The following is a 25,416-nucleotide window of genomic DNA, read 5'->3' on the forward strand; positions in this document are numbered from 1 at the left end:
CGAAATCTGATAAGCTGGGTCGACAAACGATGAAGAGTAAGGTTTGTCGATGAACAACCTTGATTGGAAAATTGTCTCGGAGCTGCACGCAACACCGAACATTAGTAAGACGGCTCTGCGCCTCAATATGACGCAGTCGGCTTTGTCGAAGCGTCTGCAGCAGATCGAAAGCGAAATGGACGTGCAGATCGTCCTGCGGTTTTCGAAAGGCGTGGTATTCACGCCGGAGGGCGAATATCTGGCCGAAAAGGCGCGCGCCTTTCTCGCAGAATTCGACGACATCAAGAAAACGATTCTTCAGGTCGGGAGTGGCCGATCCGGGCAGTTACGCATCGGCGCCACGAACGGCTTTGCCCGCTCGACGCTGTTGCTGTATCTTAAAAAGTTTCAACAGGCTTTTCCTGGCGTCGAGCTAAGTGTGTCGGCCGATATCAGTGCCAATCTGATTGCAAGCCTCAAGGACTATACGGCGCATGTCGGTTTCATCTGCGGAGAGACCGATGTCGAGTTCGAACGCGTGCTTATCAGCCAGGATCAGGCGCGTGCAGTCAGCAGCACGCCGATCACGCTCGCCGATCTCCCCACGTTGCCGCAGATCGTGTATCGACGGGATCCCTTCGCCAACAAGCTCGTGGACGCCTGGTGGCGAGACCGATTCAAGGAGCCCGCCATTATCGGGATGCGCGCGAATCACGGCGATACGTGTCGCGAAATGGTCGCGGCCGGTCTCGGCTATGGCATTTTCCTGTCGAATGTCTTTCTCCCGGAAGACCATGGTCTCTACGAACTCGCGCTGACTTATGCCGACGACACGCCGCTGATACGCAATTCCTGGATGGTTTGGCAGAAGGATATGCGCGCCATCCCCTTGGTGCGGAATTTCGTCGATTTCATGCAGGAACAGCTGGAGGCTGACGCATCGCCGGTCGACGCGCGCACGCTTGAAACGGCACCCCATCACCGATAAGCGCAACGTCGTCCGGCGCCGCGTTGGCGGTCGTGACAGGACGGCATGCGCCGCGTCGTTTTTTCATCCTGTTGCATTTTGCATGGAGGGATTCCGTCATGCCCGCCCGAATCATCCTTTTGCACGCCACCCCCGTTGCCATGGCGCCTATCGCCGCGGCCTTTGCGGACGCCTGGCCGGAAGCCGAAACCGTGAATCTGCTCGATGACGGCCTGTCGATCGATCGTGCTCGCGAAAAAGATTTGTCCGACGCCATGATCGAACGCTTCGTACGGTTCGGCCGGTATGGTCACGACATGCAGGCCGATGGCATCCTCGCCACCTGTTCCGCGTTTGGCGAAGCGATCGAGCGGCTGGCGGACGCGATTCCCGTCCCCGTGCTCAAGCCGAATCAGCCCATGTTCGAGGCCGCCGTCGCACAAGGTCGTCGTATCGGCATGCTGGCAACGTTTGCGCCGGCGGTGGCATCGATGACGCAGGAATTCGAAGACTATGTGGCGTTGGCCGCGAAAGACGATCCGTCTCTGGCATCGACGCGCCTCGAAACGGTGCTGGTAACGGGCGCCATCGAAGCACTGCGAGCAGGAGATGACGTGCGTCATAACGCGCTGGTCGCCGAGCGCGCGGCCGAGTTGCGAGACTGCGACGTCGTGATGCTGGCGCATTTTTCCACGTCCCGCGCTGCCAATGCCGTACGCGCCAAAATCGACGTGCCGGTGCTGACCGCGCCGCATGCCGCGGTCATTCGGATGCGCGAGCGCCTTGAAAAAGGGCATCGAGGGCAATGAAGGCATTCCAGATCGGAATGCCGTCCGATCAATTATTGCCATTTAACATCGTGTCGAATCGGCTGTACCATCGGTTCATATGAAGGCGCATACGCCGGAAGGTAATGACGCGGTATTTCAGCATGGTGTCCAGTGAAGGTTGGGGCGCCAGGTTTGTAAGCGATGTCATGGCCGTGCCGCGCGAGACGCCGAAGCATCCTTGTGAAGCAATGCCACTTCATAAGGACTGCAAATAAGTGGGAGACACTTGCATGTCAGAGTCTATTGTAAGGCGCGACGATCCTTTGGAATCCGCCGCGCGCAAGGTGATGCGCCACGTGGTACCGGTATTCCTGATCATGTTCATCGCGAACTACATCGATCGGGTCAGCGTAGGCTTCGTCAACGCGCATATGGAAACCGATCTCGGCATATCCGCAGCGGCGTACGGTCTGGGAAGTGGATTGTTCTTTGTCGGATACGCGATATTCGAAGTGCCTTCGAATATCCTGATGCAGCGGTTCGGCGCCCGCGCGTGGCTCACGCGCATCATGCTGACATGGGGGATCGTTGCCGGCGCCATGGCGTTCGTCCGTAACGATACGTCTTTCTACGTTCTGCGTTTCCTGCTCGGTGCAGCGGAAGCCGGGTTCTTCCCGGGCATCATCCTGTATTTTGCGCAGTGGCTACCGGACAAAGATCGCGGCAAAGCCGCAGCGATCATTCTGTCCGGTGCGGCCGTATCGTCTGTCATCGCCGGTCCGTTGGCCGGACTGTTGCTGTCCTTGCACGGTTTCGGCGTCAAGGGCTGGCAGTGGATGTTCCTGGTGGAGGGGGGATTCTCGATCCTTCTCTGTGGCGTGTGCTGGATCTTTCTGAAGTCGAATATTCGTGACGCGCATTGGCTCGACGACGCGGAAAAAGACGCGCTCCAGACGTACATGGTGAACGAGCAGGCGGAGCGCGAGCGGAGCGCGGGGAGTGCGCGCGTCTCTAAACTGGCGCTGCTGAAAGATCCGCAAATCATCCTGTTTTGCTGCCTCGACTTCGCCATCCAGATGACGATCTACGCAGTGGTCTTCTGGTTGCCCACCATCATTCGCCGGATCGGCGGACTCACGGATTTCCAGGTGGGCTTGTACAACGCCGTGCCCTGGCTGATCGCGATCGTCGCCATGTACGGGTTCGCGGTGCTGTCGGCGAAGCGTCGTTCGCAACGGTCGTGGGTTGCCTTATCCCTCGTGATCGCCGCGCTGGGCCTGTTCGCCTCGGCGTCGGGCAGTCCGATGTCCTCTTTCATTGCCATCTGTTTCGCTGCAATCGGATTCAAGGCCGCATCGTCGTTGTTTTGGCCGATTCCGCAGGGCTATCTGGATGCGCGCGTTGCCGGCGGTGTGATTGCCTTGATCAATTCCGTGGGCAACCTGGGCGGCTTCGCGGCCCCGACGGCCTTTGGTTTTCTTCAGCAGCATACGGGGTCCGTCGCGGGCGGCTTGTACGGTTTGGCTGCAACGTCGTTGATTGCGGCTGGCGCCTGTTTCTTTGCCCGTAGTCGTCCGATCAACCGTTCCGCTGCCGCGAGCCAGATAAGGGGGCGGGCGCGTCAAGCGCCGCCATTATAGGTTCGTGTCAGCGGCGCGGGGTCTCGATTACCTTGCGCGGCTCATCTACAAAGCAGCATTTGGGAGATTCACTATGATCTATCACCATCTTTTCAAGCAGGCGGCCGCGAAAGCACCGGTTCGCGTGGGCATTATCGGAGCGGGCGCCTACGGCACCGCCGTGGTGACGCAGGCGCCCTATACGCCGGGTCTGGAAGTCATGATCGTTGCCGATCTGTCGGCCACATTGGCCAAAGGGGCGTTCGAGAAGGCGGGCGTGGATGCATCTCGCCTGGTGTATTGCGAGACAGTGTCGCGGGCCGAGGCGGAAATAGAGAAAGGCAACCGCGTTTATACCGATCACTGCGAAATCGTCCCGAAACTGTCGCGCGTCGATGTCGTTTGCGAAAGCACCGGCAGTCCGGAAGGGGCGGCGAACTATGCGCTATCGGCTATCGAAAATGGCAAGCACGTCGCCATGTGCACCAAGGATTGCGACGTTGCCGTCGGGCCGATGCTGAAGCGTCTGGCGAAAGAGAAAGGCGTGGTCTATACGCCGGTGGATGGTGACCAGCACGGCCTGTTCATTCAGATGTACGAGTGGGCCAAGGTCATCGGGTTGGAGGTGATCAGCGGCGGGAAAGCGACGGACGGCGAATTCGTCTATGACGAGCGCGAGAGCACCGTCACGATCAAGACCGACAAGCATATCAAGCCGCCGTATCAGGAACGCGTCAGCGTGTCGGCAAACGATCGTCGTTATCTCGAAAAAATTCCGAATGGCGGCGTCGAGGAGTATGTGGCGCGTCGGGCGGAAATTCTGTCGGGCCTGCCGCAGCCGGGTGCCTACGATTTATGCGAGATGACGGTTGCCGCCAATTACACGGGCCTGGCGCCCGCGCGTGATTCGCTCTGGCACGCGCCGTTACGCATCACTGAAATTCCGGTGGCGTATTGCACGCAAGCCGACGGTGGCGTGTTCAAGGCGCCTGGCGCGATCGATCTAGCGACGTGCCTGCGCACGCCCAATGAATCAGGCTTGGGCGGTGGCGTGTTCCTGGTAGTCCGCGCCGAGAACGCGTATTCCAATCACGTCATGGCCACCAAAGGTCAGATCGCCAATTACGACGACTCAGCATGCGTGCTGTATCGGCCGTATCATCTTTGCGGTGTGGAAACGTCGGTCAGTTTGCTGGCGGCGGGCTTACTGGGCGTGGACACCGGCTCGGACGATTTCCTGCCGCGCTGGGATCTGATCAAGGTGGCGGCGGAAGACATCGCCGCCGGGGATATTTTCGGCAACGACCATAGCCATCAACTCACTGCAAAAATTACGCCGGCCAAACCGGTCGCGTCCGCGAACCCGGCTTGCGCCCATCTGTTGACGGGGAACCGGGCGAAAGTCGATATCCCGCGCGGTACCGTCATCACCTATGACATGGTCGAAGAGCCGGCGCATTCGACTTTGTGGCGCTTGCGTCGCCTTCAGGACGAGACGTTCGGGACGAAGTGACCGTTCGAGTTTTGCCTGCGCGGAGCGCTTTCGCGTAGCGCGCTTTTTTACGCGAATACCGACATGTTTGTTTTTGTTTCCACGTCAGAAGACGGTCGAATCGAGGGGTACCGCCTGGATGGCGATACCGGCTTGCTGACCCGCACCGGTGCCACCGACGTCGGGAAGCTGGTGATGCCAATGACAGTCGTGTCACAGGGGCAGCCGCGGCTCTATGCGGCGGTCCGCTCGGTGCCGTCATCGATCCACACCTATGACATCGATAGCGGCGCGGGGACCCTGGCGGCAGCGGGCCCCGTCACCGCCTTGCCCGATAACAAGGTGTATCTCTCGCTCGACAATACCGGACGGTATCTGTTCACCGCCTCGTTCGCGGGCAATAATTTCGCCGTGTTCCGTTTGACCGAAAAGGGGCTTCCGGAAACGCTTCCGCGTCAGGTGTTGCCGATCGGCGGGAAGGCGCACTGCATTATCCCGGACCGTTCCAATCGCTTCGTCTACGCGATCAACTTTGGCGAAGGGCATATTCTCTCGTTTCTTTTCGACGCGGAAACCGGCGCACTGACGCCCACCGTCCAGGCGGCGTTGCGCGTCGATCCGAGCCAGGGCCCACGCGTCGCGGTTGTCTCTCCCGACAATCGCTATCTGTACGTGATTCACCAGCACACAGGGGAAATCGCGCAGTGCGAAATCGATCAAGGTTCCGGGGCACTGCGCCATGTGAGCGACACGCTTTTCGTGCAGGCCGATATGGGCCTGGTTCGAGGCGTCGCGCGGGAGAACGCGGCGGAAGCCAATTCTGCTGGTGCAGACGAGGGGGACGTCGCGCGAATCTGGGCGTCTGATATCAAGATAACGCCGGACGGACGCTTCCTCTATGCCACGGAAAGGACGCGAAGTGCGATCGTTCTCTTACAGTTGGACGCGGATAGCGGACGGCCCACCTATGTCGCGCGCTTTGCCGCGGAGCGCCAACCGCGCGGCATCGCCATCGATCCCAGCGGGCGTTGGCTCGTGGCTGCCGGCGAGAAGTCGGACAAGCTCTCGGTCTTTGCGATCGACGGGCAAAGCGGGCATTTGCAATTGCACGAACGCTATCCGGTGGGACGGGGCGCCAACTGGGTTGAAATCGTCGACCTGGCCTAGTCCGCGGCAGGCAGGCATTCCATGCGCGCCGCCGCGACGACGTGCGCGGCGCTTCTCCACCCTTACAGGGTGCCACTAGAAGGAAGAGGTCATGCCCGATACGTTTCTCCCCCTTTCCACCACAGACATCAATCGCGAACGTCGCAGCGCGCTATTGGCGAGCGCCGGTGCGGCCTTGCTCGCGCTCTCGCCGGCGGTCGGCCGCGCAAATGAAACGAACAGCGCGACTTCGTCGGGCAGCGCCGCGTCTGTCAGTTGGAACAGCGTGGATCCGGACGCGAACGATGACAACCTGATCGTTCCTATCTATGACGAACCCCGTCATCACGTCATCATGGAAAATGGCGTGATGCGTGTCATGCGCGTCATGATTCCACCGGGGCACGCCACGCTGTGGCACGCGCAGAATCTGGACTTCGTCAATACGATCATCGGTGGCTCGCACAACATCATTGCGCGAAAAGGCGAGGGTCCGGGCGAGCCCGTCGAAATGAAGACCGGCTCGGTACGCTATGGCGATTATCAACGCAGCCCGATTGTCGATCGCGTCAGCAATGTCGGCACCACCTTGAATCACCAGATCGCCTTTGAGATCACCGATCTCGCCCGCAGAAACTACGGCAATGCCGATCGATCGCATGCGACGAACTTCAGCGTTATCCTCGACAAACCTCACGTGCGGGGGTGGCGCTTGAAGCTGCAGCCGGGCGAAACCACGCCGGTATATCGGCAGGATGGGCCCGGTATTCGCGTGGTGCTCTCCGGTGCGCGCTTGATCGATCGACGTCCCGGTGAGTTGGGGCAGCAGATTTCGCTTCGGCCCGGTGACGCGCTGTTCACCACCCCGGGTCTGATCGCAGTGACCAATGCCGCCGAGGAGCCGCTCGAAATCATGGAGTACGAGCTCCGATAGTGATCTCTTGGCCGCACGGCCGTGCGGTACTCGCATCGGGCGCGTCTTTCTCCCTTTTTCTCTCCCCCACGTAGTGTGGGCGGCCTCCTGCCCCATCCCGTTCCGAGCCCTAATCGATACACGCCTACCGCCCGTCCTTGCTTTCCAGTCGGAAAGCTGAGGTAAGGACTGCCTTGCCTTTGTGAGATATTGACAGGGATACAGAATCTTCTATATAGTTCTCAAAATTCTTGCAATTCGCTTGCAGAAAGTCGATAACTTCGGGATTTCCTGAGTTGTCGGCCGGCAGTCGATGGCCCGTCTGACCGATCGCGGTACACGTCGAATTCTTTGAAATAACCTTTATGGAACGGACATTTCAGGGGTGGGTGGCGTGACATCGTGCCGGGGGATGGTGTCCCATTGCGCCCGTGTGATGTAATGAAGTCGTAATGGGTCGCGGCTTCGATTCTTTCAATGTGTCGGCGGCAAGCCGGACCGCCATTCATTGTACGAGTGGGAGATGCGAGATTCGGCATGACATATCGCGGACTTATTCTGATTTCCTGCGTCGTACTCGCAGCCTGTGCCTCGAATTCAAGCAGCAGTGAAAACGTTCGCATATGCGACGTAGACTGCCACGTCCAGCCGAAAAGCCAGGTGAACTACCAGCCGATGCAATCGGCTTCCAGCACCGAGGAAGACGCGCGTATCGCGGCCTTGCAACGCGCTGCAGAAACCAATCCCCGTGCGGCCTACGATCTCGGCCTGCGCTATTTCAGAGGCGATGGCATCGGGCAGAACAGTTATCAAGCCATCGTGTGGATGCGCAAATCGGCCGAGGCCGGCTATCTCGATGCACAGAAGGCACTCGGCGTGTTCTATCTCTTCGGGCTGGAAGAGATGGGCGCCGATCCGCGTGAGGCGGAAAAGTGGCTTTCGATCGCGGCCGGTCGGGGAGACAAGGAGTCCGCGAATCTCCTGGTACAGGCCCGAGCCGCGAAGCAATCCGATGAGGACGACTACAAATGGCGGACACAGTGGCGCGGCGTGTACTACGGCTATTGGAACAGCGGCTATGCCTATAGGGGTTATTGGCGTGGCAGCGCCTGGTATTGGCCTTGAGCATCCTGCATTCGCGGCAACGCGTTCCCTGTTGCAAGGCGGGAGCGTATCCATCGTCACCGGCAGCACGCGTCTCTTTTTTTGAGACGTCTGGCGTTACCCTCCACCTCCATTCGATAAAAAAGACCATGTTATTCCGTTCTCGATTCTCGGGCGTAAAGACTGTCGCGATCCTCGCGCTGACGACCACTTTGGCCGCGTGCGGCGGCATGGTCAGCAGTGGCGGCCAAAACGCCGGGGTGACGGGTGCCGCTGGCGGCGGCACCAGTGCCGGCGCGGACGACAAGCTGGAGCGTTGCGCGAGCCCGCTGGGGACGATCGCCGTGGACGATGGACGGAATGCCGATTGGTACGGTGCATTCGGCAGTGCCACTCAGGTGACGACCATCGAGCCGTTATTGCGTCTCGCCGTCCAGCAGTCCAACTGCTTTGTCATCACGGCAATCGGCAACCAGAAAACCGACTCGCGGATTTCGCGGATCACGGAGATTCAACGTAACTCCGGTGAATACCGCGCTGGATCGAAACAACAGAAAGGCCAGCGCGTGGCAGCCGATTATTATCTCGAGCCGCAAATCATCATCAATGACTCCGCCGTCGGCAGCGTCGGCGGTGTGATCGCGGGCTTCATCGGTAACAGCGCGTTTTCGAAGGCGGCCGGCGGAATGCAAACGAAGGCATCTGTCGTGACGCTGACATTGTTCGATGTCCGCTCCGCCGTTCAAATCGCTGCAGCGGAAGGGAGTGCGACGTCGACCAACTATGGCGCGGCGCTTGCGGGCATTGGGGGCGGCGCGGCAGGAGGCCTCAGCGGCTTCTCCAGCACCCCCGCAGGCAAAGCGACGGTCGTGGCCTTCATCGACTCCTGGAACAAGATGGTCGTCGCCCTGCGTAACTATAAGGCGCAAGACGTGAAGGGCGGCCTGGGTCGCGGCGGTCAGTTGAAGGTGAACTGATCCGCGGTGTCGGTTCCGATCCGGGATCGGAACCTGCCGACGACCTTATTTAAAGGTCTTGCCGTCCGGTCAACGCGGGCCAGTCGGAATAACCGGTCGCATCGCCACCGTACCAATATTCCTTCGGCGCCTCTGCCAACGGCGCGCCGCTGCGAAGGCGGTCGACCAGATCGGGATTGGCGATGAAGGGACGCCCGATGCTGAACAGATCGGCGTCGCCCGCGGCCAGCGTCTTCTCGGCCAGGCCGAGCGTGTACTGGTTGTTGGCGATATACGTGCCCTTGAAGCGTTCGCGCAGCGCGGTGAAGCTGATGCCGTCGGACGTGTCCCGATTCAACTGCGTCACGCCTTCGATGTCGTGGATGTACAGCAGTCCGAGATCGGAAAGCGCATCGACGAAGGTACCGAAGGTCTCCATCGTATTGCTGTCGAGCGGCGTGTCGCCCGGCGCGGTGGTGACCGGCGAGATGCGGATGCCGACGCGTGCGGCGCCCCAGACATCGACAACCGCCTGCACGACTTGCAGCGGAAAACGCAGACGGTTTTCGAGCGCGCCCCCGTATTGGTCCGTGCGGTGATTGGTGCTGTCGCGAATAAACTGCTCCAGCAGGTAGTTGTTGGCCGCGTGCACCTCGACACCGTCGAAACCCGCGCGCTTCGCATTCTCCGCTGCGCGACGGTAATCCTCGACGATCCCGGGGATCTCGTCGGTATCCAGTGCCCGCGGCGTGACGAAATCCTTCATCCCGTCGTGCACGCGAATCTGCCCCGATGGCTTGATGGCGGACGGTGCGACCGGCAGTGCGCCGTCCTGCATGTCCGGATGCGACATGCGCCCGGTATGCCACAGTTGCAGAAAGATCTTGCCTGCTTGACGGTGCACGGCGTCCGTCACTTCCTTCCAGGCTGCGATCTGCGTGTCGTTCCAGATGCCCGGCGTACGGGGATAACCACGACCCTGGGCCGAGATATTGGTTGCCTCCGTGATGATCAGCCCCGCGTTGGCACGCTGCGCATAGTAGGCCGCGGCGTAGTCCGGCGGTACGCCCGCTTCATCGGACCGGCTGCGCGTCATCGGCGCCATGACGATACGATTTCTAAGATGAAGCTCGCCGAGGATCACCGGTTGCAGAACCGGACTGGATTGTTGATTGGACATGATGGGTGTTCTCTCTGAATGTGCGTGAAAGGGCTATCGGCGTACCGCCCCCCTCAGTCGACCGTCTTGGCCCAGACCGCTTGGGCGTTCGTGAATTCGCGCAGGCCGAAATGCGACAGCTCGCGTCCATAGCCGCTCTTTTTCACGCCGCCCACGGGAATGCGTGCATTCGTTGCGGAAAAGCCGTTGATGAAGACCCCCCCCGTTTCCAGGCGGCGCGCGATGCGCTGGGCGCGAGCGATGTCCTGGGTCCAGAGGTTACCGCCCAATCCGTAGTCGCTGGTGTTCGCCAGTTCGATCGCGTGTTCCGCGTTGTCGGCAATGGTGATTGCCGCGACCGGACCGAACGTTTCTTCGTCGAATGCCGCCATGCCTGGCGTGACGTTTGCCAAGATCGTCGGCTCGTAGAAATTGCCGGCACCTTCGACCTTCTTGCCGCCGAGCAGCAGCGTCGCGCCCGCATCGATCGTCCGTTGGACCTGGCCATGCAATTCGTCGCGCAAGTCGAAGCGCGCCATCGGCCCGACGACATTTTGCGAATCCGTCGGATCGCCCATCTTCAGTTGCCGGACCGCGGCAACGAACTTTTGGGTGAAGGCATCGGCAATGGGCTTTTCGAGAATGAAGCGCTTGGCGGCCAGGCAGACTTGTCCGGCGTTTTGAAAGCGCGCTTCAACGGCCGCCTTGACGGCCAGATCGATGTTCGCATCGGCCAGGACGATGAAGGCATCGGAACCACCCAGCTCCAACAGGCTCTTCTTCAGTGCCTTGCCTGCCGTGGCGGCCACCGCCGAGCCGGCGCGCATGCTGCCCGTCAGCGTGACGGCAGCCACGCGGTCGTCTTCGATCGCACGGGCAACGGTGTCGTTGTCGGTAATCAGGTTTGCAAAAAGATCCTTGGGGAAGCCGGCGGCCTCATACGCTTCCTGCAAGGCATAGGCGGAACCCATGACATTGGGCGCATGCTTCAGCAGGAAGCCGTTGCCGGACAGCATGATCGGGCCGGAGGCGCGGATAACCTGCCAGAACGGGAAGTTCCACGGCATCACGGCGAGTACGGTGCCGATCGGCAGATAGGAAACATGCACCTGATCGTCGCCGTCGATCGCGACCGGTTCGTCGGCCAGGATGGCCGGGCCGTTTTCAGCGATCCAATCGATCGTGGCCGCGCACTTTTCGATTTCGCTGCGTGCGGCGCCGAGGGTCTTGCCCATCTCGGCGGTGATCAGCGCGGCCAGTGTTTCCGAACGCGACCGCAGTTCCGCGGCAAGGCGACCGTAGGCCGCAACACGCTCGCGCATCGGCGTTGCGCGCCACAGGCGGAAGGCCGCGGCGTTCTTGTCCAGCAGGCGGTCGACTTCTTCCGCCGTTTGGTAGGGATAGGTGGCGATCAGTTCGCCAGTCGCCGGATTGCGCGAGGTGGCGACATTGGCTTGTTGAATCGGGGACTGGGTGTGTGCGTTCGACATCTTTATTGCCTCCATGACAGTTGAAAGCAGCAAGTGATGCTGCGATGAAAGTCAGTGTAGGCAAGTCGGATTCAGCGAAGAAGGCGTCTTGTGATCCTATGACTGCGGGTCATAGGCAGGCGTTTTCGGGATATAGGTCACCAGCGAGAGGTCGGGTCGCCCCTCGGGTGTCAGCGCGACATAGGTAAACGACATGAGGCCGGAGGTGGGATGCTGCAGACGCTTGCTGCCTTCGTCGAAGCCCTTGACGCCAGTGTCCTGCCACCACTCGCGGAATTCGCTGCTTTGTTCCGAGAGTTCATCGATGAGTCGATCGAAGGGCGCTTTGTCCAGCGCCTGCGCACGGGAGGCGCGAAACGTCGAAATCATGCCGCGCGCCATCTGTTCCCAATCCAGTATCAAGGTGCGATAGGGGCGATACAGGAAAAGCAGCCGCAGGGTATTGCGCTCATGAGGTTGCAGCGAGCCATAGTCGACGAAAAGATCGGCGATGGCATCGTTCCAAGCCAGGATGTCGAGCCGCGTATTGCGCACATAGGCCGGAATCGGATTGATCGCGCGAACCAACCGTTCCAAGCCCTCGCTGACCTCACTCTCGGTCGCGGTCGCCGGCTGCTCGCGCGGCGAGAGCGCGAAGAGATGCGCCGATTCGACGCGGTCGAGCTTCATGACCTTCGCGATGCGCTGCAAGGCATCGGCGGATGGCTGAATATCGCGACCCTGCTCCAGCCAGGTGTACCAACTGACGCTGACGCCGGCGAGCACGGCCAGTTCTTCGCGTCGCAAGCCCGGCGTGCGGCGCGGTCCTTCCGGCAAGCCGAACGCTTTTGGCTGCAGGCGTGCACGGCGGCTGGAGAGGAAGGTGCCTAGCTCTCGTCGCTGTTCGGGAGAGGTTTTCTTGACCATGGGACGCGGGAAGGAGTGTCGGGGACGTGACGCGCTTACGTGAACTGCTGGCAAGGATCTCACGAAAATCGAGATGACATCGGGACGGCGCGCGGCGGCGCCATAGGAAAGATCGAAAAAAAATGCGAAAATCTATAGACGACCGGTCTAATTGAGGCTATAGTCCATTCCATCGAGTCGGTTCAGGGCGCAAGCGCCCCCCGACTTTTGATTTGCCTGCAATATAGACGACTGGTCTACTATAAAACGTGGACTCACCATTAAGGAGCGGGACATGAGCAAGGGCATCGAAGGGAAAGTCGTAGTGATCACTGGCGGCAGTACCGGCATTGGCGCCGAAGTGGCCCGGTTACTGGCGAGCAAAGGGGCGGCTGTCGCCATCGCCGCGCGTCGCAAGGACAAACTGGACGCCGTCGTCGACGATATCGCGTTGCAAGGCGGGGTTGCGAAAGCCTATGCGTTGGACGTCTCGAAAAAAGCCGACGTCGAAATGGTTATCGCGGCGGTCGTCGCCGATTTCGGCAAGGTCGACGTACTGATCAACAACGCCGGCCTGATGCCGATTCGACCGATGGCGGAGGTCAATACCGACGAGTGGGACGCGATGATCGACGTCAATCTCAAAGGCACGCTATATGGGATCGCGGCCGTGTTACCGCGCTTCCTGAAGCAGGAAAGCGGTCACATCATCAATCTCAGTTCGGTGGCCGGCGTCAAGGTCTTCGCCCCGGGCGGCACGGTCTACTCCGGAACGAAGTTTGCCGTCTCGGCGATTTCCGAGGGCCTGCGTCAGGAAGTGGGTGACAAGATTCGCGTGACGTCGATCGCGCCCGGCGCGGTGGACAGCGATCTGAAGCACAGCACGTCCGGAACCGCCAAGGACACGGTGCTCGACTTCTATCGTCAGGCGATTCCGGCCGGTTCGGTCGCGCGCGCCATCGCCTTCGCCATCGAGCAGCCGGACGACGTGGATATCAACGAGATCGTGCTGCGTCCCACAAGCCAGGTATTTTGATTCGTCGTTTGTTCATTTTCTTCATACTAAAAAGGAGTGCTTATCATGTTTTCATTGAATCGTATCGTATCCGGTGTTGCTGTCGCGTTGGCTTTGACGGCGGGTCAGGCGGCCAGTGCCGCACCGGTCAAGAATATCGTGCTGGTCCATGGCTTTTTCGCCGATGGTTCCGGATGGCAGGGCGTGTCGAAGATCCTGACGCGGGACGGCTACCATGTCGCGGTCGTGCAGGAGCCGGAGACATCGCTGGCGGATGACGTCAAGGCGACGCAGAGCGCCGTCAATGCGTTCGACGGACAAAGTCTGCTCGTGGGGCATAGCTATGGCGGCATGGTGATCACGCAGGCCGGCAACGACGACAAAGTGGCAGGCCTGGTCTATATCGCCGCCTTTGAACCCGAGGTGGGCGAGACCTTGCGTGATCTGACCGACAAGATGCCGGCCGCGACCAAGGGCATCAAGGCGACGCCCGACGGGCATCTGGCCTTCGATCAGACGCTTTTCAGCGCGGACTTCGCCGCCGGCGTGCCGGAGGCCGACGCGAAGTTCATGGCGATTTCGCAAGTCTTGCCGACACTGCAGACCGCCAATACCGCCGTGACGCAGGCGGCGTGGAAAACGAAACCGAGCTGGGCGATCGTGTCGAAGGATGACCGCACGGTGAATCCCGACCTGGAGCGCTTCATGGCCCAGCGCGCCGGCAGCAAAGTGACCGAAATTCACGGCAGCCATGTGGCGTTCATCGCGCACCCGGCCGAAGTGGCGAAGGTCATCGAGCAGGCGGCGCGCGCGTCCGGCAACGCGGAATAAGCGGCAGTCGCTAGAACGATATCGACATTGAAAAGTTGTAGACGACTGGTCTAATTTGGGTTAGAGTAGACACATGAACACTTCAACTGCTCACGACACCTCGGATGTCCGTCGGAACATCCTCGATACCGGCCAACGCATCATGGCCGGGAAGGGATATTCGGGCGTCGGATTGAATGAAATTCTCACGGCAAGCGGTGTGCCGAAGGGCTCTTTCTACCATTACTTCGGTTCGAAGGATGCGTTCGGCGAAGCGCTGCTCGAGCACTATTTCACCGACTATCTGGCGGACATCGATGCCACGATGAGCCTGCCCGGTTTGACGATGGCGAAGCGATTGGTGCGGTACTTCGAGCAGTGGCAGGAAAACCAATCTTTCCTCGAGTGTCAGGGAAAGTGCCTGGCCGTGAAGCTCGGTGCCGAGGTGGCGGACTTTTCGGACGCCATGCGTGCGGCACTCGATCGTGGGACGTCCGGCATTGTCAGACGCTTGGCGAACGCGATCGAAGCCGGCGTCGCGGAAGGCTCGGTGGTGGTCGACGGAAAGCCGAAGGCGATTGCCGAGAGCCTGTATCAGATGTGGTTGGGTGCCAGCGTGATGGTGAAAATCGTCCGCAATCCCGAGCCGTTTCAGACCGCGATGGTGGCGACGCGCCAATTGCTGGGTCTGCCGGCTGCATAACGTAGCAATGGCGGGAAACCGCCTTTTTTTACCTTTTTAATAGACGACCGGTCTACTCGTATCCGATGTGACGGTCTCACCCCTCCAAGGAGTAACACCATGAAAGTACTGATGATCCTGACCTCCCACGACCAACTGGGCGATACCGGCAAGAAGACGGGTTTCTGGCTGGAAGAACTGGCTGCGCCCTATTACGCATTCAAGGATGCTGGCGCCGAAGTGGTGCTGGCCTCGCCCAAGGGCGGTCAGCCGCCGTTGGATCCGAAAAGCAATGAGCCGTCTTTCCAGACCGCGCTGACCCATCGTTTCGAGGCCGATGCCGCCGCCAATGCGCAACTGGCCACGACGGTTCGCCTGGACAGCGTGTCGCAAGCGGATTTCGATACGGTCTTCTACCCGGGCGGTCACGGTCCGCTGTGGGATCTCGCCGAAGACGCCGATTCCATCGCGTTGATCGAATCCTTCTTCGCCGCCAACAAGCCGGTGGCACTGGTCTGCCATGCTCCCGGCGTGCTGCGCCACGTGAAGTCGGCAGAGGGTCGGCCGGTGGTCGAAGGTAAGCGCGTGACGGGCTTCGCCAATACCGAGGAAGAAGCGGTCGGCTTGACTCACATCGTGCCGTTCCTGGTCGAGGACGAGCTGGTGGCGAAGGGCGGCATCTATTCGAAGGGCGCCGACTGGGGCTCCTATGTGGTCCGCGACGGGCTGCTGATCACGGGCCAGAATCCGGCGTCATCGGCCGAGGCAGCGGTGCTCCTGATCGACCAGCTGTCGCGCTAAGCCGTCGCGAACCCGATATCTCTTAGAGGAGCGTTTCCCATGTCCGCCGTACTCAAATCCAAGCCGTCGCAGCGCCTCTTCGAAGGCGCCTATACCCTCAGCATCGCCGGCGAGCAGCGTGCCGCCACGTCGACCTTCGATGTGATGAATCCCGCGACAGGCGCGGTACTCGCGCAAGCGCCGGCCGCCACGCCGGCGCAACTGGAGGAGGCGATTGCCGCCGCGAAGAAAGCGTACAAGACGTGGTCGGCCCTCCGCTACGAGGAGCGACAGCGCTATCTGAACGCCTATGCCGATGCACTCGAAGCGCATCGCGACGAGCTGGCGCGCCTGCTGACCCAGGAGCAAGGTAAGCCGTTGACGACGATGGCCGAGCCGGAAGTCGATCAATCGATTTCGTGGATACGCCAGATCGCCGCGCGCCGCATCCCGGTCGAAATCGTCGAGGAAACGGATCAGCATATCGTCGAGCTGCATCACACGCCGCTAGGCGTCATCGGCGCCATCACGCCGTGGAACTTCCCGGTATTGCTGGCTTTATGGAAGGTCGCGCCCGCGCTGATCACCGGTAATACGATGGTGATCAAACCGTCGCCGTTCACGCCGTTGTCGACGTTGCGTTTCGGCGAAATTGCGCAATCGGTCCTGCCGCCCGGCGTGCTGTCGGTGGTGTCGGGCGGTAATGAACTGGGGCCGCAACTGACCGCGCATCCGGATATCGCGAAGATCAGCTTCACCGGTTCGACGGAGACGGGCAAGCACGTGCTGCGCTCGGCCGCGGGGACCATCAAGCGCGTGACGCTGGAGCTGGGTGGCAACGATGCCGCCATCGTGCTGCCGGACGCCGATTATCGATCAATCATCCCGCAATTGTTCTGGGGCGCGGTGGGTAATTCGGGGCAATGGTGTGTCGGCATCAAACGCCTTTACGTGCACCGCTCCTTCCACCAGGACTTCGTCACCGCGTTTGTCGATTATGCAAAGCAGCAGAAGCTGGGGGATGGCTTGGATCCCAGCGTCACCGTGGGCCCGGTTCAAAACAAGATGCAATTCGACAAGGTGAAGACCTTCCTCGATGACATCAAGGCGAATGGGCAGAAGGTCGTGTTGGGTGGCGAGGTGGACGAGAACCGTCCCGGCTATTTCATCCCGGTCACCGTCGTCGACAATCCGCCCGAAGATTCGCGTATCGTCCAGGAAGAGCAGTTCGGCCCGATCGTTCCCATCATCGCGTATGACGATGTCGACGATGTGATCGAGCGGGCAAATGACAGCCCGTTCGGTCTCGGCGGCTCCGTGTGGGGGCGCGACACGAAGGCGGCGGTGGCGGTGGCCAACCGCCTGGAGACCGGCATGGTGTGGGTGAACGAGATCCACACGCAAGGCGTCGATATCCCGTTCGGTGGGCAGAAGCAATCGGGTCTGGGCACCGAGCACGGTAGCGAAGGGCGTCAGCTCTTTACCAACCCGAAGACAGTGCTGATCCGGAAGTAAGCGTGCACCCGTGGTCGAGAGAGGGGGCAGGGTGAAATGCCGTGCGACGGGCGGGGCCCCGTCGCACGGCATCGCCTCGATCAATACTTCCAGGTCAGGTTGACGCTGCCGTTCAACGGTGCGCCGTAGGTCCCGTAGTTGTATTCCATCGACGCCCAATATTTCTTGTTGAACGCGTTGTACAAATTGCCCGTGATCGTGAAATGCTTGTTCACGTCGTAGCGCACCATGAAGTCGACGTCGGCATACGAACCTTGCCGTGCCGTTCCCAGCGTCGCATCGACGTAACGTGTGGCGCTCTGCCAGCGGATGCTGCTTCCCACGGTCAGCTTGTGGTCGAAGTACGGCAAGCGATAGCTGGTCGACAGATGCGCCGATTTTCGCGGTACGTAGAGCTGCGTCGATTGCCCGCTGTCATCGGTGACGCGCAGAATGGTCGCGCCCGCGCTGACATTCCAGTCACGCGTGATCTGTCCTGAAATATCGGCTTCGATCCCTTCCGATGTCGCATTGCCACCGGAATAGTAATAGTCGCCCGTATCCGAATTGAAGCCGGCTTGCGTTGCGATATTCGATTGGTGAATGCGGTACACCGCAAGCGACGTGTTCAGACGATTGTCGAAAAACGCGCCCTTGATACCGGCTTCCGCACTGCGTCCGCGCGCCGGGCCGAGTAACTGATTGTCGATATTCAGCTGGTATTGCGGGTTGAAGATTTTGGTGAAGCTCGCATACGCCGTGATTTGATTCGTCAGATCGTACGTCAACCCGACATAGGGCGCAGACCCGGACGACTGCTGGTTGTATCCCGTACCATCGGCGCTGCCGCTACTCGCCGCTTGCGTGTAATTCACCCCGAGCAGCAGATGGGCACGGTCGGTCAGACTCCATCGCGACGAGGCGTAAAGCGAACGCCGGACATCGAGGTAATTGACGTGCGAGGTGGCGTCGCCGAACGACGGTTTTGGATAGGTGCCGGCCAGCAGTTCCGCATAACCAACCGGTATGCCATCGGTATCGCCTTCGACGGAGGGGTTCGTGAACTGGGATCGCGAGAAGTTCGCGCCGAATACGAGGTCATGTGTCCGACCGAACAAATCGATCTTTCCTGTCACGCTGGAGTCCAGGACGAACTGCCGATTCGACGACTGGTAGTTGGACGTGTAGGAGTTGATACCCGATCCGTCGGCATTCAAGGAGCCGTAGGGATAGAAGAATTGGGCGTAGCTGTAGATATCGTTCCAATTGACCGATGTCTTCCATTTCCATCGATTGCCCAACTGCTGCGTCACTTCCGCAAAGGCGCGCTGCTCTTCGGTATTGAAGAATGCCCAACTGGGCGCCATGCTCGCGCCGACGTTATAGCTGAGCTGATTGCCCGAGGCATCGAGGAACGGCAGGCCGCCCCAGCTGGCGCCTTTCAGGCGATTGTGTTCGTAGCTATAGCCGACGGTCGCCAAGGTGCTCGGCGTGATATTGATATCGACCACGCCATAGACGATGTCCTTGCTCGGCTGTAATCGATCGGTATAGGAGCTGCCGTCCTGATGCACGGCGACGAGGCGTCCCGCCACGGTTCCTGCTTTGTTCAGCGGCCCGGAGATATCGACATCGACCCGCTTCGTGTCCCACGATCCATAGGAGACATCCCCCGACGCTTGAAACTGGTACGTGGGGCGCTTCCGAATGAAGTTGACGGTGGCCGAGGGATTACCGGTTTCGGCGTTCAGTCCGTCCGCGCCACGGAGGACTTCGACACGGTCGTATAGCGCCATGTCGATATCGCCGTACTGCGATGTGTATTCCAACGGCAAGCCGACACCGTCGAACTGCAGGTTCGTAATATGAAAACCACGCGACGTGAAGTCGGTTGCATACGAATCGTACGGTTCGACCGTGACGCCAGTGACATGCCGAAGCGCGGTGTTCACGTCGTTGAGCTGGAAGTCGTCCATTTCTTCGCGCGTCAGCACGGAGACCGATTGGGGCGTCTCTTTCGGTGACAAGCCGATCTTGCTGCCCGCGGTCGTCGATTGGATCGTGTACGAGTGCGTGCGTTCGGTGGGCTGCTGGATGCCACTGTTCTGCGCATGGACCGTGACGGTGGGTAGCGCCGAATCTTGCGCGAGGGCAGGGGTGGCAAGCGCCGTCGATCCTGTCGCAGCCGATGCGCCGCTCGTTCCGCCGACGCCGTTGTCGTTCGTGGCGGTGCTCGCCTGCGCCCACGAAAGCATGGGCAGCATGCCGGCAATCGCCAACAGCGCTACGATCGGCCGTGCCGGGCGCGGCACGTTATTCCGGCCAGCCCGACGAATCGACGCGGACGGCTGGGCGGGCGTTTCGGAGAATAAGCGACGCATGGCATTCATTTATTAAGAAAAGCAGAATAATAAATGAAAATCATTATCGTTTGCAATAACCGTTTTTGAGACAGCTGCGTGCGGACGGCGGGCGCTGCTTCATGTCGCGTCCCTTCCTGCTCGCGCTGGTCGACGCGTACCGGGCGAGCCGGTCGTTTCGCCTTACCTATTCTTACCGTGCCCTGACTTGCGCATGGACGCTTGGTGCCACCGGATTCGTCACGCATCGCCATTTGCAATAGCGCTTGAGGTGGACCTTGATCTGCTAATATCACCCGGCTCGGATTGGCTGCACGCGTCGAAAAAGTCTGTACGCAGGCCTGTGCGCGTGACGTCGGATAGATCAATAACGCATCCAATCAACGTGGTGCGATCTCATTCAGGCCTGCGGGGAGACCTGAAAAAATAATCGAAAAAAATTACCGATCTTTATCCGAGATCCTGTTGACGCAAAACGCGCAGACCATCAAGTGCCGTAATAAAAAAACTTAAAATCAAGGGGAAGGAAGACGGTGATGCGATGACGATACAGGATAAGCGAACCACTTGGGCGCAGGTACATATCGACGCGATGCGGGGTGCAGCAGCGTTGATCGTTGCGCTCGGCCATGCCCGAAGTCTCTTCTTTGCGAGCGTGACAGGTGTGTCCGACGCGGGGCAGCTGACGATTGGCGATGAGGCCGTGATGGTCTTCTTTGTGTTAAGCGGCTATCTTGTTGGCGGTAGCGTCATCCGCGATATGGGGCGGCATCGTTGGTCATGGTCCAACTACCTCCTCAAGCGTCTCGTCCGATTATGGATCGTATTGATTCCTGCGGTATTTCTCGGCATCGCAATCGATGCGATCGGTTTTCATTTCTTGGCGGCGAATGGAAGCATTTATTCCGCGCCGGCCGGACAGACCTATGTGCAAACGATCCTTTCAGATCAGATAAAAAGTATCCCGATCATTATCGGTAATCTCTTTTTTCTGCAAACGATCGTCGTGCCGACGGTGGGAACGAATTCGGCACTGTGGAGTCTGTCGAACGAATTTTGGTATTACTTGCTGTTTCCAATGGGAATGCTTGCCGTGCGGTATGAGCGACGCCTGGCTCGCCGACTCGCTTACGCATTCGGCATCGTATGCATCGTTGGATTGATCGGCGCGCATGCGGCCTTTCTTTTCCTTCCCTGGCTTCTTGGTGCCGGGCTTGCTGTCGTGCCGCGCCTTATTCCCGCGGAGCGCGCGAATAAGGTCGTGTCGATCGCCGCCGTCGTCTTTTGCGTGTGCTTCCTCGAGATCAAAAAATTGCATCTGCCGCTGTATGTCGGCGAAGCGGCGGTGGCGCTACTGGTCGGCGCGCTGTTGTATGCCATCATCTGCCAACGTACGCCGCAGCGGCCTTCGCTTTATGGCTGGGTCGCGCGCTGGTCATCCAACCTTTCCTACTCGCTCTATCTGACGCATCTCCCGTTTTTGATTTTGATATGCGCTTTGATCGATACGCCATGGACGTTGTCGGCGCTCAACGCTGCAGTCTTTGCGAAATTCGGTATCGGCATGATGGGCGCGCTCGCATTGGCCTGTCTGATCTACTACGCCTTCGAATCAAGGACTGATCGGACGCGCGATGTCATTCGTGGGGTGTTCGGGAAACCAAGGGGAGGGAGAGAGGAAGCGGTCGCCGGCGAGTAAGCGCACGCTGGCCCGAAAGGCCAGCGTGCCGCTTCTGTGTCGTCGCCGAGTTTTGCGCCGTACCGTTCAGCTCAAAGAAGAGGCCTTCGAGTTCGAATAGCTGCCGCTGGCATGCACGCCGACCTTGTCCGACGGGGCACCGGTCGCGTCGCGCGTGGCTTGCGATGTCGCGTGGGCGGCCTTGGTGTCGCGGAAGACCTGCAGCACGAGTTCGTAGTATTCGAATCGCGTTCGCGTCGCGTTGAAATGATGGTCTGCCTGCTTCAGGAAGGTCACCCGTGCCGGCGCGAAATGGCTCATGCGGCGTGCGCCCCGCCCGAAGTTCAGCGTCAGGTCGCCGAGGCCGGGATCATCGTCGCTATACAGCAGATTGGTCTGCACATTGCGTTTCGCCAGCGTGCGCATCAACGCATACGATTTCGCGCGCTCGGAATCCGCGGCCGGTGGCAACATGTTCTTGGCCACTTCCACGCCGCGCTTGAGTGACCGGACGATCAGCACACGCGCGGTTCCAAGCAGATCGGCGTCGCCGCGTAGCACGCGCTGCCATTCACCCCGGTTACGTAGCGAGCGCAAATATGCCTTGACGCTGCGCTTATGGGTTCGCACGGCCATCTTGACCTCTTCGCCGTCCGGGACGATGAACTTCTGCAAGTTCACCAAGATGCTGCCGACGATGCGCGGATCCCGGGCCGAAACATGCAGGCCGATATAGGCGCCGGAACACAGGCCCGACACGATGGCATTCGGATAGCCCTGATCGACAAGACATTGCATCCCCGCCATTGCGTCGTCGAGGGTGCTCGGATCCGTATGCAGATGTCGCTGATCGAGCGGCGCCAGGCTATCGCCCACGCCGCTTAGATCGAATCGAAGCGATGCGATGCCGGCGCGCGCCAGTCGTCTCGCCAAGGAAACGTAAGCACCGCCATTGCCGATGTGGTGGCTCGATCCTTCGTGGATCAGCAACGCCGCGATCGGCTCCCCGCGCGAGTGCGAGGGTCGGCACAAGATGCCGAACAAATTGTTGTCCGGACCAAAGCGATGCGGCTCCTCGATGAAATCAGGCGCCATCAATCGATCGGCGACGACCGTTGCGCGGTGCGCGGCAGCGTGGTTCGCGGGCTGTCGTTCCAGCACCCAGTCACGGACGGCCGCGATCGTCTCGACGGGCAACGTGCTCGTCGTCGGATCCTGCATCCAGGCCGCGTATTCGGTGAAGACGTTCGCGGTAACGGGAATGCCGGCCGCTTTCCAGGCGTCTACCAACGCATCACTGCGACGATCGCCGCGCACGGTGAAAACACTGACCGGCTGATGCGGTACGATGGACTTTGCAAGATCGACAGCGCCGATCTGCGCCTGTAGCGCCGCGGTCCACCAGAAGCCGTTCGTGTTCAACGGTTCGTCGCTTTCGGCGTCGGGTATCGGGTTGTAGGTCGACAGGCTCGATACCTTCGCCGCGGTACGCGTCTCGCGCAGGAAGGTTTTACCCGCCACCACCGGTGCCAGTAGCACCAGGCCCGCGCCCGCCAGTTTCTGGGCCGCGAGCGTGGCGACCATGGCACCCAGGCGGATGCCCACCAAGACGATATGCTGGACGCCGGTGCGCGCGCGCAGATGCTCCGCGCCGAGCAACACATCTTCCACAAAACTGTCGATCGAACGCGGGACGGCATCGCTATTGCCGGTGCCGTTGTAATCGAAACGCAGCGTCGATACGCCAGCGTTCGCCAGTGACTCGGATAAATGCATCACGCCGTAGTGCGTGCAGATTTCCTCTTGCGCGAAGGCTGAACAGATCACCACGCCGACGGACGACAACGCCACAACACCATCACCCGTGGTATCCGGCTGGTGGAGCCATCCGAACCGGCGTTCGAAATAGGTAGGCTGCATGCTCATGGGGTCATGCCTCCACGGCGTCGACCGATCCAACGCTCTTGCTTACCTTGGTGCCGAAACCCATGAACGCACGCACGTCGACGGGCCATAGATCGAGGTCGAAGCCATGATGGCGCAGCATCGCCAATGCAAGGCGCTCGATGCCGAAGCCGATACACGCCGTATGGGCCACTTCACCGTCCTCTGTGCGCATGTCCCACGTTTCGCCAAAGTGGGTCATGTGATAGTTGAAACTCATGCAAGCCGTCGGTCCGGCGCCTTCATTGATCGGTACCAGCAGTTCGAACTTGAGCGCTTGTTCGCGCTGGCTGTCCGCCATCAATTTTCCACCGCGGCCGAAGAAGGGATCGTTCGCGATATCGACTTCGAAAGGAATGCCCAGCGACGTGGCGAATACCTTGCCGCGTGCGACCCAGTCCTCTCGGAATGCCATCACTTGCGCCACGGTTCCGACACGAACGAATTCACGCATGCGGAAGAACTGGAAGCGCGTGGGCTCCAGCGACGGTTCATGTCGGAAACACCAGCAGTACACATCGACCAAGGCGCCCACGTTCGCCAGCGGACCCCGACGCGCGAGCGTCGGATATACCGAGTAGCATGCAGCGGGCGTGAGCACGAGGCCGGCAGGCTGCTGCTGCTCCATCCACGGTTCGCCGCGCGCCATTTGGCCGAGCAATTTGTGCTGACCGCGCTCGTCGCCGTCGAAGCTATGAATCGTCCCCGCGAAATGCGGGAAGTTTTTCATATAGCCGCTTTTCTCAAAATAATCCTGCGGCATGGCCGGCGGAAAGCGCATCACCTCCGGCGCATCGTTCAACCCGGCTTCGCTGATCGCATGTTCGAGTCCGGCGCAAATGGCTTCGAAGACGCCATTACGACCCCAGACGCCATCGACGCCTAGAGGGATCAGAATGCCCGCATCAATCAGTTGCTCGCGAAAAGTCGGCTCGATGTTCATGGTCAGAGTGTGCTCAAGTTTCGGCGTTGTGCTATGAGAAGCGCGCCTGTGTTGTTGGCGATGCGGTCATTCGAGATCATGATCTGCGCGCTGAGGCTATCGCGCAGATACCGTCCTACGCTGAATTCGCCGCCGTTTTTGTAGCCGGCCATCCCGCAGATACGTAGCGCTTCCAAGACTACTTCGTGGCATTGCGTCGATATCTCGATTTTCAGGGTGTTCAATAGCGAGGTCCGCGCCATACCCGACGGCCAGGGTTCGATCGCTTGCGCGGCGGCACTTTCCGTTTCCGAGCGCGGCCGTTTGAAGGTATTGGCCGCATCGAATTGTTTCAAGGCGTTCGACAAGCTGGTGCGCATCGCGTCGAGCATTGCCGTCGCCTGCACCAGTCGTATGGCGCCGGGCTGCGCGCAGCCTATCTGGCGCTGGGCCTGCGCGCGGAGAAACGCGCGCGCACGCGTCAACGCCTCGGCGGCAATGCCGGTCCAGGCCGCACTCCAAAGGAGATGCGAGACCGGCATCATCGACTCGTCGCTGATCACGGAAAAGGCGGCGGGAATGATCTGCTCCACGCCAGCCGATGCGGACAGTTGAAAGGCGCTGCTGCATGTTCCCCGCATGCCCAGCGCATCCCAGCTGCCAGAAGGGACCAGACTACAATCCGAGCGCAGCAACGTGACCAAGGCCTGATCCGACGGCGGTGCATCCGCGTGCGTGCGGCATGTCGCCAGGAGAACGTCCGCATACGCGCCGTACGAAACCGTAGGCGCTTGCTTGTCCAATGTAAAACGATCGCCATCGACGATGAGCGCGCATCGACTCGAGCTGATATCGCCACCGACGCCGACTTCCGATGTCACGGATCCGAGCAACAAGCCGTCTTTGGCAATACGTTGGGCCAGGGCGCGATGCCACGGCTGATCGAGGGCGTGCCCGACGATGCAGGCTACCTGACTCTGATGCATCGCGTAAATCATCGCCGTCGACGAACATCCGCGCGCCAATTGCTGACACTGTCTCGCAATGTCGAGAAGCGAAGCACCGCTTCCACCCAGTTCCGATGGGAACATGCAGCCAAGGAAGCCAGCCGAACGCAATGCGTCGATGGCCTCCGTCGGGAATCGGCCTTCCCGATCCACCTGGTCCGCAAAACTCGCGGCCACGCGTACTACACCAGCAAGGTCCAACTCGGCGCCCTGCGCCAGCTGCTCACTGTGGATGGCGTTCACG

General features: G+C 60.2%; 21 protein-coding genes. 14 read left to right on the plus strand and 7 right to left on the minus strand.

Annotation, left to right across the window (positions count from 1 at the left end; all coding sequences use genetic code 11):
• Positions 1-49: 49 nt before the first annotated feature.
• The 8 genes from ABEG21_RS02390 to ABEG21_RS02425 all read left to right on the plus strand — a co-directional run bounded on the left by ABEG21_RS02390 (position 50) and on the right by ABEG21_RS02425 (position 8,967).
• Entirely contained in the window at positions 50-967 is a 918-nt protein-coding gene (locus tag ABEG21_RS02390; protein ID WP_347555686.1) for a LysR family transcriptional regulator, read from the plus strand.
• 98 nt (positions 968-1,065) lie between these two features.
• Positions 1,066-1,755, plus strand: a complete 690-nt coding sequence (locus ABEG21_RS02395; RefSeq protein ID WP_347555687.1) for an arylsulfatase — start codon at positions 1,066-1,068, stop codon at positions 1,753-1,755.
• 251 nt (positions 1,756-2,006) lie between these two features.
• Positions 2,007-3,356 carry an MFS transporter gene (locus ABEG21_RS02400; RefSeq protein ID WP_347555688.1) on the plus strand — a complete coding sequence of 450 codons (1,350 nt, stop codon included), beginning with the start codon at positions 2,007-2,009 and terminating at the stop codon, positions 3,354-3,356.
• Positions 3,357-3,429: 73 nt separating this feature from the next.
• A complete protein-coding gene (locus tag ABEG21_RS02405) occupies positions 3,430-4,848 on the plus strand; it encodes an SAF domain-containing protein (protein WP_347555689.1) in 1,419 nt (472 codons plus the stop codon).
• 63 nt (positions 4,849-4,911) lie between these two features.
• On the plus strand, positions 4,912-5,994 hold the full coding sequence (locus tag ABEG21_RS02410; protein WP_347555690.1) for a beta-propeller fold lactonase family protein: 1,083 nt from the start codon (positions 4,912-4,914) through the stop codon (positions 5,992-5,994).
• Positions 5,995-6,085: 91 nt separating this feature from the next.
• The gene (locus tag ABEG21_RS02415) at positions 6,086-6,907 is read left to right on the plus strand and encodes a hypothetical protein (protein WP_347555691.1); all 822 of its coding nucleotides are present in this window, start codon (positions 6,086-6,088) and stop codon (positions 6,905-6,907) included.
• A gap of 516 nt (positions 6,908-7,423) precedes the next feature.
• A complete protein-coding gene (locus tag ABEG21_RS02420) occupies positions 7,424-8,011 on the plus strand; it encodes a sel1 repeat family protein (protein WP_347555692.1) in 588 nt (195 codons plus the stop codon).
• Positions 8,012-8,139: 128 nt separating this feature from the next.
• A complete protein-coding gene (locus ABEG21_RS02425) occupies positions 8,140-8,967 on the plus strand; it encodes a hypothetical protein (protein WP_347555693.1) in 828 nt (275 codons plus the stop codon).
• A gap of 49 nt (positions 8,968-9,016) precedes the next feature.
• Here the strand turns inward: ABEG21_RS02425 and ABEG21_RS02430 are convergent, their stop codons facing one another.
• The 3 genes from ABEG21_RS02430 to ABEG21_RS02440 all read right to left on the minus strand — a co-directional run bounded on the left by ABEG21_RS02430 (position 9,017) and on the right by ABEG21_RS02440 (position 12,501).
• A complete protein-coding gene (locus ABEG21_RS02430; RefSeq protein WP_347555694.1) occupies positions 9,017-10,126 on the minus strand; it encodes an alkene reductase in 1,110 nt (369 codons plus the stop codon).
• A 53-nt stretch (positions 10,127-10,179) separates the two neighbouring features.
• Positions 10,180-11,595 (minus strand): NAD-dependent succinate-semialdehyde dehydrogenase, encoded by a 1,416-nt coding sequence (locus ABEG21_RS02435; protein ID WP_347555695.1) that lies wholly within the window; start codon positions 11,593-11,595, stop codon positions 10,180-10,182.
• 96 nt (positions 11,596-11,691) lie between these two features.
• Positions 11,692-12,501, minus strand: coding sequence for a helix-turn-helix transcriptional regulator (locus tag ABEG21_RS02440; protein WP_347555696.1), 810 nt, complete (start codon positions 12,499-12,501; stop codon positions 11,692-11,694).
• A gap of 274 nt (positions 12,502-12,775) precedes the next feature.
• Here ABEG21_RS02440 and ABEG21_RS02445 point away from each other — a divergent pair, with 274 nt between their 5' ends.
• From ABEG21_RS02445 to ABEG21_RS02465, 5 genes are all read left to right on the plus strand, one after another.
• Positions 12,776-13,516, plus strand: a complete 741-nt coding sequence (locus ABEG21_RS02445; protein WP_347555697.1) for an SDR family oxidoreductase — start codon at positions 12,776-12,778, stop codon at positions 13,514-13,516.
• A 45-nt stretch (positions 13,517-13,561) separates the two neighbouring features.
• Positions 13,562-14,326, plus strand: coding sequence for an alpha/beta hydrolase (locus tag ABEG21_RS02450; RefSeq protein ID WP_347555698.1), 765 nt, complete (start codon positions 13,562-13,564; stop codon positions 14,324-14,326).
• A 73-nt stretch (positions 14,327-14,399) separates the two neighbouring features.
• On the plus strand, positions 14,400-15,008 hold the full coding sequence (locus ABEG21_RS02455) for a TetR/AcrR family transcriptional regulator (RefSeq protein WP_347555699.1): 609 nt from the start codon (positions 14,400-14,402) through the stop codon (positions 15,006-15,008).
• Positions 15,009-15,107: 99 nt separating this feature from the next.
• The gene (locus tag ABEG21_RS02460) at positions 15,108-15,788 is read left to right on the plus strand and encodes a type 1 glutamine amidotransferase domain-containing protein (protein ID WP_347555700.1); all 681 of its coding nucleotides are present in this window, start codon (positions 15,108-15,110) and stop codon (positions 15,786-15,788) included.
• Positions 15,789-15,827: 39 nt separating this feature from the next.
• A complete protein-coding gene (locus ABEG21_RS02465; RefSeq protein ID WP_347555701.1) occupies positions 15,828-17,282 on the plus strand; it encodes an aldehyde dehydrogenase family protein in 1,455 nt (484 codons plus the stop codon).
• Between the two features lie 80 nt (positions 17,283-17,362).
• Here ABEG21_RS02465 and ABEG21_RS02470 read toward each other — a convergent pair whose 3' ends face one another.
• Positions 17,363-19,642: a TonB-dependent siderophore receptor gene (locus ABEG21_RS02470; RefSeq protein ID WP_347555702.1), complete on the minus strand. Its 2,280-nt coding sequence runs from the start codon at positions 19,640-19,642 to the stop codon at positions 17,363-17,365.
• Positions 19,643-20,162: 520 nt separating this feature from the next.
• Between ABEG21_RS02470 and ABEG21_RS02475 the strand changes: the two genes are divergently transcribed.
• The gene (locus ABEG21_RS02475; RefSeq protein WP_347555703.1) at positions 20,163-21,320 is read left to right on the plus strand and encodes an acyltransferase; all 1,158 of its coding nucleotides are present in this window, start codon (positions 20,163-20,165) and stop codon (positions 21,318-21,320) included.
• Positions 21,321-21,386: 66 nt separating this feature from the next.
• Here the strand turns inward: ABEG21_RS02475 and ABEG21_RS02480 are convergent, their stop codons facing one another.
• Genes ABEG21_RS02480 through ABEG21_RS02490 form a run of 3 tightly spaced genes read right to left on the minus strand, consistent with a single transcriptional unit; the run spans position 21,387 to position 25,415 of the window.
• Positions 21,387-23,225, minus strand: a complete 1,839-nt coding sequence (locus ABEG21_RS02480) for an alpha/beta fold hydrolase (RefSeq protein ID WP_347555704.1) — start codon at positions 23,223-23,225, stop codon at positions 21,387-21,389.
• A gap of 4 nt (positions 23,226-23,229) precedes the next feature.
• Positions 23,230-24,186: an amino acid--[acyl-carrier-protein] ligase gene (locus ABEG21_RS02485; protein ID WP_347555705.1), complete on the minus strand. Its 957-nt coding sequence runs from the start codon at positions 24,184-24,186 to the stop codon at positions 23,230-23,232.
• Between the two features lie 2 nt (positions 24,187-24,188).
• Positions 24,189-25,415 (minus strand): acyl-CoA dehydrogenase family protein, encoded by a 1,227-nt coding sequence (locus tag ABEG21_RS02490; RefSeq protein ID WP_347555706.1) that lies wholly within the window; start codon positions 25,413-25,415, stop codon positions 24,189-24,191.
• Position 25,416: the final 1 nt, after the last annotated feature.

Origin of the sequence: Robbsia sp. KACC 23696 (genome assembly GCF_039852015.1) — a bacterium.
GTDB lineage: Bacteria > Pseudomonadota > Gammaproteobacteria > Burkholderiales > Burkholderiaceae > Robbsia.